Origin of the sequence: Labrys okinawensis (assembly GCF_047345005.1) — a bacterium.
Taxonomy (GTDB): domain Bacteria; phylum Pseudomonadota; class Alphaproteobacteria; order Rhizobiales; family Labraceae; genus Labrys; species Labrys okinawensis.
The window spans coordinates 173,478-186,638 of the sequence record NZ_CP178864.1 but is presented as its reverse complement, the minus strand read 5'-3'; the positions used below and the strand labels follow the sequence as shown (position 1 = coordinate 186,638).

17 protein-coding genes are annotated in these 13,161 nt (G+C 60.4%); 13 read left to right on the top strand and 4 right to left on the bottom strand.

Annotated elements, in window-relative coordinates; translation table 11 throughout:
• Positions 1–261: 261 nt before the first annotated feature.
• Positions 262–615 carry a MarR family transcriptional regulator gene (locus ACMDCR_RS00940; protein WP_069460909.1) on the bottom strand — a complete coding sequence of 118 codons (354 nt, stop codon included), beginning with the start codon at positions 613–615 and terminating at the stop codon, positions 262–264.
• A 101-nt stretch (positions 616–716) separates the two neighbouring features.
• On the opposite strand from ACMDCR_RS00940, the gene ACMDCR_RS00935 reads away from it, so the two are divergent.
• The 13 genes from ACMDCR_RS00935 to virB11 are packed head-to-tail and all read left to right on the top strand — an operon-like array spanning position 717 to position 10,811.
• On the top strand, positions 717–1,256 hold the full coding sequence (locus ACMDCR_RS00935; protein WP_413990728.1) for a hypothetical protein: 540 nt from the start codon (positions 717–719) through the stop codon (positions 1,254–1,256).
• A 2-nt stretch (positions 1,257–1,258) separates the two neighbouring features.
• Positions 1,259–1,918 carry a lytic transglycosylase domain-containing protein gene (locus ACMDCR_RS00930; protein WP_413990727.1) on the top strand — a complete coding sequence of 220 codons (660 nt, stop codon included), beginning with the start codon at positions 1,259–1,261 and terminating at the stop codon, positions 1,916–1,918.
• Complete coding sequence (locus ACMDCR_RS00925) at positions 1,915–2,214, top strand: TrbC/VirB2 family protein (protein WP_413990726.1); 300 nt, start codon at positions 1,915–1,917, stop codon at positions 2,212–2,214. The genes ACMDCR_RS00930 and ACMDCR_RS00925 overlap by 4 nt, the downstream gene beginning before the upstream one ends.
• Before the next feature lie 3 nt (positions 2,215–2,217).
• On the top strand, positions 2,218–2,556 hold the full coding sequence (locus ACMDCR_RS00920) for a type IV secretion system protein VirB3 (protein ID WP_069460906.1): 339 nt from the start codon (positions 2,218–2,220) through the stop codon (positions 2,554–2,556).
• Entirely contained in the window at positions 2,549–4,915 is a 2,367-nt protein-coding gene (locus tag ACMDCR_RS00915) for a VirB4 family type IV secretion/conjugal transfer ATPase (protein ID WP_413990725.1), read from the top strand. Before ACMDCR_RS00920 ends, ACMDCR_RS00915 begins: the two co-directional genes overlap by 8 nt.
• A 5-nt stretch (positions 4,916–4,920) precedes the next feature.
• A complete protein-coding gene (virB5, locus tag ACMDCR_RS00910) occupies positions 4,921–5,613 on the top strand; it encodes a P-type DNA transfer protein VirB5 (protein ID WP_413993793.1) in 693 nt (230 codons plus the stop codon).
• A complete protein-coding gene (locus ACMDCR_RS00905; RefSeq protein ID WP_278026076.1) occupies positions 5,610–5,843 on the top strand; it encodes an EexN family lipoprotein in 234 nt (77 codons plus the stop codon). The genes virB5 and ACMDCR_RS00905 overlap by 4 nt, the downstream gene beginning before the upstream one ends.
• A gap of 3 nt (positions 5,844–5,846) precedes the next feature.
• Positions 5,847–6,779: a type IV secretion system protein gene (locus ACMDCR_RS00900; protein ID WP_413990724.1), complete on the top strand. Its 933-nt coding sequence runs from the start codon at positions 5,847–5,849 to the stop codon at positions 6,777–6,779.
• A 34-nt stretch (positions 6,780–6,813) separates the two neighbouring features.
• Positions 6,814–7,071 (top strand): hypothetical protein, encoded by a 258-nt coding sequence (locus ACMDCR_RS00895; protein WP_278026074.1) that lies wholly within the window; start codon positions 6,814–6,816, stop codon positions 7,069–7,071.
• Position 7,072: 1 nt separating this feature from the next.
• A complete protein-coding gene (locus ACMDCR_RS00890; protein WP_278026073.1) occupies positions 7,073–7,744 on the top strand; it encodes a virB8 family protein in 672 nt (223 codons plus the stop codon).
• Positions 7,741–8,592 carry a P-type conjugative transfer protein VirB9 gene (virB9, locus tag ACMDCR_RS00885; protein WP_413990723.1) on the top strand — a complete coding sequence of 284 codons (852 nt, stop codon included), beginning with the start codon at positions 7,741–7,743 and terminating at the stop codon, positions 8,590–8,592. Before ACMDCR_RS00890 ends, virB9 begins: the two co-directional genes overlap by 4 nt.
• Before the next feature lie 15 nt (positions 8,593–8,607).
• Positions 8,608–9,780, top strand: a complete 1,173-nt coding sequence (gene virB10 / locus ACMDCR_RS00880; protein ID WP_413990722.1) for a type IV secretion system protein VirB10 — start codon at positions 8,608–8,610, stop codon at positions 9,778–9,780.
• Positions 9,781–9,788: 8 nt separating this feature from the next.
• Positions 9,789–10,811: a P-type DNA transfer ATPase VirB11 gene (gene virB11, locus ACMDCR_RS00875; protein ID WP_413990721.1), complete on the top strand. Its 1,023-nt coding sequence runs from the start codon at positions 9,789–9,791 to the stop codon at positions 10,809–10,811.
• 71 nt (positions 10,812–10,882) lie between these two features.
• On the opposite strand, the gene ACMDCR_RS00870 is transcribed toward virB11, so the two are convergent.
• The 3 genes from ACMDCR_RS00870 to ACMDCR_RS00860 all read right to left on the bottom strand — a co-directional run bounded on the left by ACMDCR_RS00870 (position 10,883) and on the right by ACMDCR_RS00860 (position 12,990).
• The gene (locus tag ACMDCR_RS00870; protein ID WP_413990720.1) at positions 10,883–11,470 is read right to left on the bottom strand and encodes a zeta toxin family protein; all 588 of its coding nucleotides are present in this window, start codon (positions 11,468–11,470) and stop codon (positions 10,883–10,885) included.
• Entirely contained in the window at positions 11,467–11,823 is a 357-nt protein-coding gene (locus ACMDCR_RS00865) for a TA system antitoxin ParD family protein (RefSeq protein WP_278026068.1), read from the bottom strand. Before ACMDCR_RS00865 ends, ACMDCR_RS00870 begins: the two co-directional genes overlap by 4 nt.
• 834 nt (positions 11,824–12,657) lie before the next feature.
• Complete coding sequence (locus ACMDCR_RS00860; protein WP_413990719.1) at positions 12,658–12,990, bottom strand: integration host factor subunit beta; 333 nt, start codon at positions 12,988–12,990, stop codon at positions 12,658–12,660.
• Positions 12,991–13,161 lie beyond the last annotated feature (171 nt).

Genomic DNA, 13,161 nt, shown 5'->3' with positions numbered 1-13,161 from the left:
AGGTCCAGGCTAGGGTCAGAAAGCTACATGTGCCACGGCTTTCGCCGCGTCGTGGTGAGCACGGCAATCAGTTCGGGATGGGCAAGCTCGGTCTTGAAGTGCTCCTCGTTCGTTTAGTGAATAATTTGCGCCATCCTGCGACCGATTCTCCGGGGAGGACAGGCGTTGCCGGCAAGGGCCGGCTGGGTGTTTCGTTGCTTGGTTCAAAAACGCCGTTTGGCAGTTTGTTATTGGCGTTAACGCGCCAGTACGCTGCCATGCTCAATCACCATCGGGTGCGCCAAGCTTTTCGAAGAGAGTCTTCGATATCTCGAACTGCCGCGCAATGCCGCGCCCCATAGAGTTTTTAATGATCGTCTCCGTCAGAAGACCCCTTTTTACAAGAAGATTGACGGTTTCCTTCGCGCCGCTGCGTGTCAGCTGCAAAAGCTCGGAAATATTGGTCAAGGTCAGCGGCTGATGGGCCTGGCTCATCGAATAAAGCACCGACATCATGCCGATTTCCTTGAGCCGCGCGGTCGGCGTTTCGTCCTCCAGCGGATGATCCAGGATCTCCTGTAGGACGAGTCCGTTGAACAAGGCGTTGTGCCAATGTGTCTTGATCGCTCTTGTCATGTTTTGTTTAGTGGTTTAAATGCGTCATTATAAGTTTTGCTGCATCGGGCACGATTCGCTTTATCGGCGATCGCAGCCTGTCGTCCTGGAAGGGCCTGTGCATGAAAAAACCTGTGCTCAATTTGCTGTTCCCCATTTGCTGCATAGTATCACTCTATCTCGCTTCCGCTAGTCATACGCGGGCCGACGATTGGGGATGCCAGGTAATTTTATGCCTTTCCAATCCGGGCGGCCCCACGCAATTCGCCGAGTGCCGCCCGCCGGTCGAAAAGCTTTGGCGGCATCTCGCTCGGGGCCATTCCTTCCCGACCTGCAGCGGCGTCGGCTTCCACAGCTCAAAGCCCGGATATGAACCTTATTACTGCGACGACGGCTACAAGCTCGTCGGCCGCTATGAGCCGCGGGGCCGGGAAGGCACCTGCATCTCGACGTCGCTCAGCGAAGTGAGCCAGACGCTATGCCGTTTCGATACAGATCGTGACGGAAGCTCTGCCGGCTCGGTTCTTTCTCCGCGATGGGAGCGCGTGAACGGTCATCCCAAGTGCATGGCCTATTCCATAACGCGCCCGAATGTTCGATCGCAGCCGCATTATGTCGATGTCACCATAGACGGCTCCGGCACCCATCGGGTCTGGTACTAACCATGGGCGCATTCGTCGATCTGGCCCAGACCTGCGCGCCGGTCGTGCAGGTCGAAACGCTCGCGGCCGTCGTCAGCCTCGAGAGCCGGTTTCAGCCCTACCATATCCGCCTCAGAAACGGTGACCCGCTGACCGCGCAGCCGACGTCGAAAGCCGAGGCGATCGAACTTGCGACGTCGCTGATGGCTGAGCACCAGCAGATTCAGCTCGGGCTTGGCGGCATTTCAACCGCCGAACTCCAGAAGCTAGGCCTCTCCGTCTCGGACGCCTTCGATCCTTGCCTCAACCTCAAGGCCACAGGCGCTCTGCTCGACGGCTATTACCGGCTCACCGCCGGCGCCGGGGCTGGACCAGCAAGAGCGGAGGCAGTGATGCTGCAGTCCTATTATGGACGCGGCGATCCCTCGACTGACGCCATGGCCGGATATGATGTGCGGGTGCGCGAGGAAGCCAAGCGTCTGTTGCCGGAGCTGTCCTCACTGACCGTTTCGAGCGCACCCGAACCAGCGGATCTCGACCAACAGCGCGACGTCGAGGACGCGCAGAAGCAATCCGTACAATCGTCTCGAACCGCCGAAGCAATGCCGTGGGATGTGTTCAGCACCCGGCGGCAGTCTTCGGTTCTCGTTTTTCAAAATCCCCGACCGGAGCCAACCGAATGATTTCCAGAGACACTCTTCGTCCTTTCGCCGCCTCGGCCCTGATGGCCGCAGCCCTCGTCGCATTGCTGGTCGAGCCGGCCTTCGCGCAATCGGCCGGCATCGAGACCGTGCTCCAGAACATTGTCGACATGCTCACCGGCAATATCGCCAGGCTGCTCGCCGTCATCGCGGTGATCATCATCTGCATCGCGTGGATGTTCGGCTACATGGATCTGAGGCGGGCCGGCTTCTGGATCATCGGTATCGGCGGCATTTTTGGCGCCACCGAACTTGTCAACACCATCGTTGGAAGCTGACCCGTGGCGAGCGCCCCGACATTGGAAGAAGACACGTTGTTTTTGGCCTGCACCCGGCCGGCCATGATTGCCGGCGTGACCATGGAGGCGATGGGTTTCAACATCATGCTGACGACCATCCTCTACATCACAGCGGGATCGATCGCCTATGCACTGGTCGGCGTCGTTTTTCATTTCATATTCCGGGCGCTGGTCAAACACGACCACAACATGTTCCGGCTACTTGTCGCCTGGCTCGAAACCCGCGGCCGCTCGCGCAATGCCGCCTATTGGGGCGGCGCAAGCCTCTCTCCGTTGAGACTTCGCAGGCGCTATGACGAGAGGGACCTGAGCCTTGCCTAGTCTTGTGACGCTTCGCGCCCGTGAACTCGGGCCGGAAACCTTCATTCCCTATGTCCGCCATGTGGACGAGACGACCCTCGCGCTCTCCTCGAGAGCGATGATGGTGATGCTGGTGCTCGAGGGCGTGTCCTTCGAAACGGCCGACATTCTCGATCTCAACGGGCTGCACCGCGATCTCAATACGCTTTACCGCAACATTGCCGACGAGCGGCTGGCGCTCTGGACGCATGTCATCCGTCGGCGCGACAACGCCTATCCCGATGGTGAATTCACCAATCCGTTTTCCGCGGAGCTCAACGCGAAATACCGCGAGCGCATGGTCCGGGAGGATCTGTTTCGCAATGACCTCTATGTCAGCCTGATCTGGCATCCCGATCGCGATCCGGCCGAAAAAGCCGCAAGCTTCGTAAAGCGATTGCGCAGCGCCCGCCGCAGGGGCGGGGAGGTGGACGAAACCGCGCTCAAACACCTTCGCGACAAAGTGACGGATGTGGTCGCCGGCCTCAAGCGCTTTGAGCCGAGATCCCTTGGCTTCTATGAGAAAGACGGCATCCTGTTTTCCGAACCGAGCGAAGTGCTGCACCAGCTTGTCGGCGGACGACGCGAGCCTGTCCCGCTGACCGAGGGCCAGATATCCTCGGCGATCTACTCCGACCGCGTGATCTTCGGCCGCGAAACCGCCGAGATCCGCCACGAGGCGATGAACCGCTATGCCGGCATGTTCGGCTTCAAGGAATATCCCGCTTCGACGCGTTCCGGCATGCTCGACGGCATCCTGACCGCGCCCTTCGAGCTCATCTTGACGCAGTCCTTCGCCTTCGCCTCAAAAGCCGACGCGCGCACGATCATGGGGCGCAAGCAAAACCAGATGGTCAGCGCCGGCGACAAGGCCGCTTCGCAGATCGGCGAGCTCAGCGAAGCGATGGATGATCTGGAATCCAACCGCTTCGTTCTTGGCGAGCACCATCTGACGCTGTCGGTCTTCGCGCCCTCGGTCAGGGAGCTGACCGACAATATGGCCAAGGCCCGCGCCCATCTGACAAATGGCGGCGCGGTGGTCGCCCGTGAGGATCTCGGACTGGAAGCGGCCTGGTGGGCGCAGCTGCCGGGCAATACTCGCTTTCGGGCGCGCTCCGGCGCCATTACCTCGAAGAACTTCGCAGCTCTCTCGCCCTATCACTCCTACCCGACGGGACAGAAGGACGGCAATGAATGGGGTTCTGCCGTCGCCATGCTGAAGACCGCGTCGGGCTCGCCGTTTTACTTCAACTTCCATCATGGCGACCTCGGCAACACCTTCGTCTGCGGCCCATCGGGCGCCGGCAAGACCGTGCTTCTCAATTTCATGCTCTCGCAACTCGAAAAGCACGACCCGTATATGGTGTTTTTCGACAAGGATCGTGGCGCCGATCTTTTCGTTCGCGCCGCCGGCGGCAATTACCTGCCGCTCAGGAATGGCGTTCCCACCGGCTGCGCGCCCTTAAAGGCACTCGACCTCAACGCGGCCAATAAGGTGTTCCTGGCGCAATGGGTGGGTAAGCTTGTCGGGTCCGCGACGCGGGAGCTGACCGTCTCAGAACTGCGAGACATCGCCTCGGCCGTGGATGGTCTCGCCGACCTTCCCGTTGAGCGCCGCTCGATCGGCGCGCTTCGGACATTTCTCAACAATACCGATCCCGAAGGTATCGCCTCGCGGCTCAGGCGCTGGGAGAGGGGAGGGCCGCTCGGCTGGGTGTTCGACAATGAGCTCGACGACATTGGCATTGGCGCGAAGTTCATCGGCTACGACATGACCGATTTCCTCGACAACGAGGAGATCCGCACGCCTCTTATGGCCTATCTCTTCTACCGCATCGAGCAACTGATAGACGGTCGCCGCATCATCATCGTCATCGACGAGTTCTGGAAGGCGCTAAAGGACGAGGGTTTTCGCGAGCTCGCCCAGAACAAGCTCAAAACCATCCGCAAGCAGAACGGACTGATGCTGTTTGCCACTCAAAGCCCACGCGACGCGATCGCCTCGCCGATCGCGCATACGATCATTGAGCAGTGCCCGACACAGATTTTCCTTCCCAATCCGCGCGGCGACCAAGGCGACTATGTCGACGGCTTCAAGCTGACCGGGCGGGAATTCGAACTGGTTGCACGCGCACTCTCAGTCGAAAGCCGTCGCTTCATCGTCAAGCAGGGCCATAACAGCGTGGTTGCCGAGCTGAACCTCAATGGCTTTGACGACGAACTTGCGATCCTGTCGGGGCGAACCGCCAACGTGGAGCTTGCCGACGCCGTCCGCGCCGAGCTTGGCGACGACCACGGCGAATGGCTCGCCGTATTCCAGCAAAGAAGGAGAGCGCTCTAATGGGTATGCGCCAAACCGCCGCGATCACAACGATCCTGGCTTTGATCCTCCCCGCCAATCACCTCTCAGCCCAAGGCATACCGGTGATCGACCAGACGGCGATCGCCAAGCAGATCGAAAGCATCGCCCAGCTGAAATCCCAGCTCGATGCGCTTAATCAGCAGATCGAGCAGGCCCAGCAACTCTATGGCTCGCTGAACAAGATCACCGACATGGCCGATGTCGCGACCCTACTGAACGACCCCGCGATCAGAAGGGCGTTGCCCCCTGACTTCAAGACGGTCGAGAGCCTGTTTAACGGCCAAGGCACCGGCGTCTTCGAGAGTTCGGCCACGAAGTTCCTCGACAGTAACTCCACATACCGGACCGACGCTGAAGATTTCTATGCCCAGGAACTGAGCCGCGTGCAAAATCAGAACGCCGGGCAGATGAGCCTCGGCGAACAAATCTATGATGCCGCGACCAAGCGCATCGACGGCATCGACCAGCTTCGCCAGAAGATCTCCAGTGCAGCCGATGCCAAGAACATTGCCGACCTGCAGGCGCGCTTGCAGGCGGAGTCGGCGTACTTGCAGACCGACGTTCTTCGTATGCAGGGGCTCCAGATGATCCAGAGCGCGCAAGGTGAGGTCGACGACCAGCGCAAAGCGGAGGATTGGCGAAAGCGCATGGACGCCATCGGAGCGGCCCTGCCATGAAGCGCGTTCTCCCACTCATTATGCTGGGCGTGCTCGCTTCATGCTCCGGTGAAACGCAAAAGGTCCATACCGTCGATGAACTTCTCGCCGACGAGCCCCTTCTGGCGAAGATCCTCGGCGAATGCCGCAACAATCCCGGTGAACTCGGCAGCACGCCCAATTGCCAAAATGCCGAAAGCGCCGACGGCAAGCTTCGTCTGGAGCGGATGCGCCAATCGCTTGGAGGCTGATGCATGTACCAGGTCTTCAGCTTCGTCGATGCGCAATTCAAGGCGCCGCTCGAAAACTTCATTTCTTCCGGCACGTCGAATATTGCCAATTGGGTCAGCGGACCGCTGACGGCGGCACTCACGCTCTACGTCGTACTCTACGGCTATCTGGTGCTACGCGGCTCGGTGCAGGAACCCGTTCTCGAATTTGCTTTCCGGGCTATCAAGCTTGCCATCATCGTCATGCTGGTCAGGAATGCCAGCGAGTACCAGACCTATGTCACCAACATCTTCTTTGAGACGCTTCCGAAAGAAATCTCCCAGGCGCTGAACAGCGGCACGGCGCCGAGCGCCTCGACCTTTGACAGCCTGCTCGACAAGGGTCAGCGCTGCGCCTACGAGATCTGGTCTCGGGCCTCCTGGCCGGTCGATATCGTTACCGGGATCGGCGGCATGATGGTGATCGGCGCAAGCTTCATCGTCGCGGCGATCGGATATATCGTCTCGCTCTATGCGCGGCTGGCGCTCGCAATCGTACTGGCGATCGGTCCAATCTTCATCGCGCTGGCCATGTTTCAAGCAACACGCCGCTTCACCGAAACCTGGATCGGCCAGCTCGCCAATTTCGTCATCCTTCAGGTCCTTGTCGTGGCAATCGGGTCGCTGCTGATCACCTGCATCGATACAACCTTTACCGCCATCGAAGGCTATAGCGACGTGCTGATGCGGCCGATCGCGCTTTGCGCCATCTGCCTCGCCGCGCTCTACGTCTTTTATCAATTGCCCGGCATCGCCTCGGCGCTTGCAGCCGGCGGCGCCTCGCTCACCTACGGATACGGGGCGGCACGCGATGCGCACGAAAGTACGCTTGCCTGGGCCGCCTCCCGGGCCGCCGGCGCGGTCGGGCGCGGCGCGCGATCGCTGAGCCGACGCACGACAGAACGCGCGGCCGAATGACGGCCGCCCGGTAAACTCCTCAAGGTAATTCCGCATGATCCGCACGATTTTATCGCTCTTTCTCCTTACCGGTTTGGCGAGCTGCGCCTCGATCTCCTACCCGCTTCCCAAGTGTGACGGCTATGCCCGCCGTCCGCTGAACCGCGCAATGTGGCAGTGGGAGGACAAGAGCCCCACCAGACAGCCGACCTCCGCTGCAACGCCCTATGCCGAGGTGCAGAACCAGGCCGCGCCTGCCGCCTTCGAACAGTTCGACATCGCCGGCTCCTACCGAAACTGCGGGGAGGAATGACATGGTGACCACGGACAGTCTTAAGAGCTATTTCGATAAGGCCCGCCGCTTCGATCAGGACCGCCTCCTTCAGGTCGAGCGATCTGCGCGCATCGCCTGGTCTGTTGCGATCGCCGCCGGCGTACTCGCCGCCGCATCCGTCTTTGCGATCGCGGCGCTGACGCCGCTCAAGACCGTCGAGCCCTTCGTCGTCCGGGTCGACAATTCGACCGGCATTGTTGATGTCGTCTCGGCGCTCACCGCGACCGCCGGCACCTATGATGAGGCCGTGACTAAGTACTTCGCGGCCAAATATGTGCGGGCTCGCGAAGGTTATGTTTGGAGCGAGGCGGAAGAGAATTTCCGCAACGTGGCACTCCTGTCGACCCAGGCCGAGCAGACCCGATTTGCCGCACTCTATCGCGGCAGCAACCCGGATTCGCCCCAGAACGTCTATGGCCGCGGCGCGACCGCACGCATCAATATCGTGTCGATTTCGCTGATCAACGCCAACGTCGTCTCGGTCCGCTACATGCGGACAGTCACGCGCGGCGAGGAGGTGAAGACCACCCATTGGGTGGCAACGCTCACCTTCTCCTATGCCAACGCCCCGATGTCCTCCACCGACCGCCTGGTCAATCCTCTGGGGTTCGTCGTCAGTGACTATCGCGCCGATCCGGAGACCATCAATTGAGACCGCATTACCTCATTTCCCTTCTGCTGGCCGGAAGTCTCGCATCCTCAGCCCTCGCACTCGAGGTTCCGCGCGGCGCGACCCAGGACAATCGTATCCGCTTCGTCAACTACCAGCCCTATAACATCACGAAGATCGTCGGCACGCTGAGATCCTCGGTGCAGATCGAGTTTGCCGCCGACGAGGAAATCGCCCATGTCGCACTCGGCAACTCCGTCGCCTGGGAGGTGGCACCGGCCGGAAACATTCTTTTCCTGAAGCCACGGGAGAACCAGCCGGTCACTAACATCTCGGTCGTGACCACGCGCCGCGACGGGTCGACCCGCAGCTACCAGATGGAACTGACCGTGCGCGACGGCTCTGTGGCCGCCGGCCAGAACACTTACTTTTATGTGAAATATCGCTACCCGGCCGATGAAGCGGAGAGACGGCGGCTGGAGGCGGAAGCCCGGGCTCAGGCCGCGCAGTCGGCGGAGGCCGATCGGGTGCTTGGCCTTCACGAAGCCTACGGTCCGCGCAACTGGCGCTATTCGGCTGAAGGATCGCAAGCACTCGAGCCGCAAGCAGTCTATGACAACGGCAAGGTCACCACCTTCGCTTTCGTCGGAAACCAGGAAATGCCGGCGATTTACATGGAAAATTCCGACGGCACAGAAAGCCTCGTACCGAAATCGGTCTCGGGCAACCTTGTGCTCGTCCATGCGATCAGCCGCAAGTTCATCCTGCGCCGGGGAGGGGACGTGCTCTGCGTCTTCAACGAAGCCTACGACCGCGTCGGTATCAATCCCGAGACCAACACGACATCGCCGTCCGTCGAACGTGTCATGAAGACGCCGACGGGCGAATAAGGATAGGGAGGTCCAATGGCCGAGGAAGAACCGAACCGGATCCCGGGCGAGCGCGCCGAAACGACCACCGGCCGCAGGCTCGACAACAATCCGGTGCTCAAACGCGGCGCGGTCGCGCTTGCGATCGTCGTCTTCGTCACCTTCGCGCTCTGGTCGATGCGCGGAGAAAACAAGGATAGTGACGGCGTACAGCCCGAGCGCGTCGTCATCCGCCAGACATCGGACTTCGAGCCGGCTAAGGAAAAAGCCGAACCGGTCGTCACGCCGACCGAAGTCAAATTGCCGACGCCGGTCGTCACCGAGGCGGCCCCGTCGGAGGACGATAAGCTGCTCGACGCCGCACGTCGCGCGCCGGTGATCGCTTTTGGCGGCAGATCGCCGTCGACGCATCGCCAGACAGACGAGAAGACGGCCGACGCCACGTCTAACTATCTGCCGCTGGGTGTCAATCCAGTGGGCATCAACACACAAGCCGAAAACGAGGATCAGCGCTTCAACCGCCTGATGACCCCCACCCAGTTGCAGGGGTCGCGCGCCGGCACGCTCGGTAACCGGGACTTCATCGTTGCCATGGGAACCTCGATCCCTTGCGTGCTCGAAACCGCGCTCGCCTCCGACCAGCCGGGTTTCACCAGTTGCGTCATCAATCGGGATGTCCTCTCCGATAATGGCCGCGTCGTGTTGATGGAAAAGGGCACGCAGGTGGTAGGCGAATATCGCGGCGGCCTGCAGCGCGGACAAAAACGCCTGTTTGTCCTTTGGAACCGCGCCAAGACCCCGAAAGGCGTGATCGTCACGCTCGCGTCGCCGGCAACCGATGCGCTCGGGCGCGCCGGTATGGACGGCTATGTCGATACCCATTGGTGGGAACGGTTCGGCAGCGCCATTCTGCTCTCCATCGTCGGCGACGCGACCTCCTATGCCAACAGCCGGTTGCAGGACAGCGATGTCGATGCGCAGAACACCACAAATGCAGGAAACCAGGCGGCGGCCATCGCGGTCGAGCAGTCGATCAACATTCCGCCGACGCTCATGAAGCATCAGGGCGAACTGGTGTCGATCTTCGTGGCGCGCGACCTCGACTTCTCGAGCGTCTATCGCCTGCGCGTCACCGAACCGCGCAATCGCATCTATGACCGCGCCGTACTCGGGGATTTCTTGCCGGATTCGAAGCTCGTGACAAAATAGGCTCTCTCGTGACTGAAGGCCCAGACGCCGGTGTCGTGCGGGAGCTGCTTGTTCCCTTTGCAGACTTCTTGGCTGACGAGACACTTTACGAAGTGATCGTCAATCGGCCCGGGCAAGTCCTGACGGAAGGTGTCGGTGGGTGGCGGACCCATGACCTGCCGGGCCTTTCGTTCCAAAAGTTGATGCGCCTTGCCCGGGCCGTGGCCAGCTTCTCCCATCAATCGATTGACGAAACCCGGCCGATCCTGTCGGCTACGTTGCCCGATGACGAACGCATCCAGATCGTTATTCCGCCAGCAACCGCCAAGGAGACCGTCAGCATCACGATCCGCAAGCCGTCTTCCGTGTCGCTCAGCCTGGAGGATCTGGAGAACGGCGGGCTATTCGCCGACGTCGCCCCGGCAAGCCGCGATGCAGCATCCTCCGACCACCGACTCTTGGAACTCCACCGAACCGGCGCCCATAGGGCCTTCCTTCAGGCGGCCGTGCTTGCGCGAAAGAACATCATCATCTCCGGCGCCACGGGCTCGGGCAAGACGACGCTTTCAAAGGCACTGATCCGGCATATTCCGGATCACGAGCGCATCATCTCGATTGAGGACACGCCTGAGCTCGTCATCTCGCAGCCCAATAACGTGCGTCTGTTCTATTCCAAGGGCGGGCAGGGTCTTGCAAAGATTTCGGCGAAGGACCTGCTTGAATCCTGCCTGCGCATGCGACCCGACCGCATTCTCCTTCAGGAATTGCGGGACGGAACGGCCTTCTACTACATCCGCAATGTCAATTCCGGCCACCCCGGCTCGATCACCACGGTTCATGCGGATTCGGCGGAACTAGCCTTCGAACAGTTGACGCTGCTCGTGAAGGAATCGGACGGCGGCAAGGATCTCGAGCGCCACGACATCCGCGAGATGCTCAAAATCGCCATCGATGTCGTTGTGCAATGCAGGCGCGTCGACGGGAAGTTTCGAGTGACGGAAATCTATTTTCGGCCCGCTGATCCTGACGCAAACGCCATCAGCAGTCGCTAGCGCGAATAGCGGGGCGGGGTAAACGCTTCACTATCGGCTGGCGGCCTCCCGCGCCGATCAAGTGATGCGGGTCAGATGATAAGGTCGTCGGCATAGACCGAAAGGACCCATCCCGGCAGATAGGGAGCTGCCTGCAGCAGGCGGCCCCTTTCAAAGACCAGAATCTGCCGAGGTGGTTCGTTGAGCTTCGAATTGTCAAAGACCATGCCACGGTCGGCACGAAAGACGGCTTGCCGGATCAACGGCTGCCCACGATCGTAGCGTGCTCGAATCTTTTCTTCCGGGACATCATGGCCCCCTTCGTCGGCGCGGCCCTTGACCCGCGCCACCGAGAGATCGGGACTGTCGACACCGACATGCATGACAATGACGATGTAGCCATGCGTCCGTGCGGTTTCGATAATCTCCAGTTTCGATGAGTGAGAGAAGACGGTCTCGGTCACAAAACTCTTGCCTGCCTCAAGCATCTCCGCCCGGCGGTCGCGCGCAATCTCGGCAGCTTTATAGGCCGCTTCCATCGAGCTGTCCTTGAGCTCCTCGCGCTGGATGATATCGGCATTGATAAAAGGACCCGCGAAGCCTGGAGCAACGCGGGTCTGGTAGAGTGTCGACTTGCCGGCGCCATTTGGTCCGGCAAGCAGGACAAGGCTGGGTCTCATGCGGCTGCGTCATCCTTTGCATAGATGAGGTTGCCACCTGCATCGAGACCAACGCCGCGACCCAACATTCTGCGTTGAGCAAAGAACTCTTGTTCAGCCGTCGTCGGTTCAGCCATCTTGGTCGTGAACGCATCGAGCCAGGCGGCTTCTTCATCCTCTTGGAGTTCGGTCGTATCGAGCCGGCCCTCGAGTGCCAGCTTGATCCGGCTATAATCGAAGGTCCCGGAATGCTCGATTGCTCGCCCGATTTTTACCCAATGCGTTATCTGACCGGCAACAGACCTACTCTGAAGATCGGCTTCCCGACGGATGAGTGCCATTATGTCGTCTGCAAGTTTGACCGATTGAGCCATGTTCATCTCCTGCATGATCATATAGGTAGCAAAATGCTACCTGAAAATCAAGGTCAGGCCGAATGGCCCCAATCTTCGGCAGATGGCATCGACAGCGCATGATCGGTAGGCTCAACACTGTGAATTCGATCGGCTCTACGAACGCAGACAGAATGCACTTTGGCATTCTCAGCCGAGGCGAGGCCATTTTCGCGGCTCAGAACCGGCCGCGTCTTTCTACTTCGGACACATTTGTACCAGCAGTTCTTCCATTCAGCCGCGAAGTTTGAGGGTTCCGGCTCCCGACGTGGCGGCCCGGACGGCGACGAGGCCGGGGTAATTTGGAAATAGCCCTGGACTCCCTCGGTGCCCGCCAGTCCGGGCGTTTCCGCTTCTGCTCAGAAGATTGGATAGTAGGCTTGCCAGTCTTCAGGCCTTGCCCCCAAAAATCTGAGGCAAGAGGTCTCCAAATCGATCGTTATTCAAAGAACCTAACGAGTCGACGCCGCGTTTTCCAGGCATTGGACCAATAAGTGGATCCAGATGATCTGATAAAGCACTGGAGCGAACCCCTGCCCGCCCGATGAGGAGTTGGCCTCATGCGGTGGCGCTCGGCGGCTCATCTGGCCGTTGCCGTCAGCAGTGCAGCCACAGGAACGCTCACCGCGCTGACGATCAAGACCACTAACGTAGCAATCCTGATCATTCGGGCGCGACGCGCCCGGAGCGGGTCCCACTCATAGGACATGCAAATCTCCCCGGCATTGGTCCGCAGCCCCGCAACGGGGACCGCTGCTGCCGCCAAGGAGCCGCTGCCGCTTGTTGCGTCGCTGCAGCGGGAGTTCTCCACCCTAATCATGATCGCAAGATAGCCTTGTTTGCCGCGGCAGTCCGTGAATCTGTTTCCCCGGCCTGGTTTAGCCGGCCATTCAATTCGCGGCTCGTACGGAAAAAGGGCACCCATTTTTCCTCGACAAAAACCGCGCCCCCCGTCCGCGGGTTTCTCGCTGACCGTGACGGTCGATTACGCACGGAGAAGACGCCGAAGCCGCGCAGTTCCACACGACCGCCGTCGGCGAGCGTCGCGGCGATCTCTTCGAGGACGGCATCGACGATCTTCTCGGCGTCAGCGTGATAGAGATGGGGATTGCGAGCGGCAACCAGGGAAACGAGTTCGGATTTTATCACGGGCGACCTCATCAGATGCCGGGGAAGGGGCCGATGTCGGCTCGGGTGACCGGGGGTGCCGTAGGCTTAAAGCGAAGGCGCCGCGCGATCAACTTGTAATCGTGGCTTACCGGCCGCTTGGCATGCCGGCCGGAGTTGGCAGGGAGGAGGAGAGCGGGAGGGGGGAAGGGG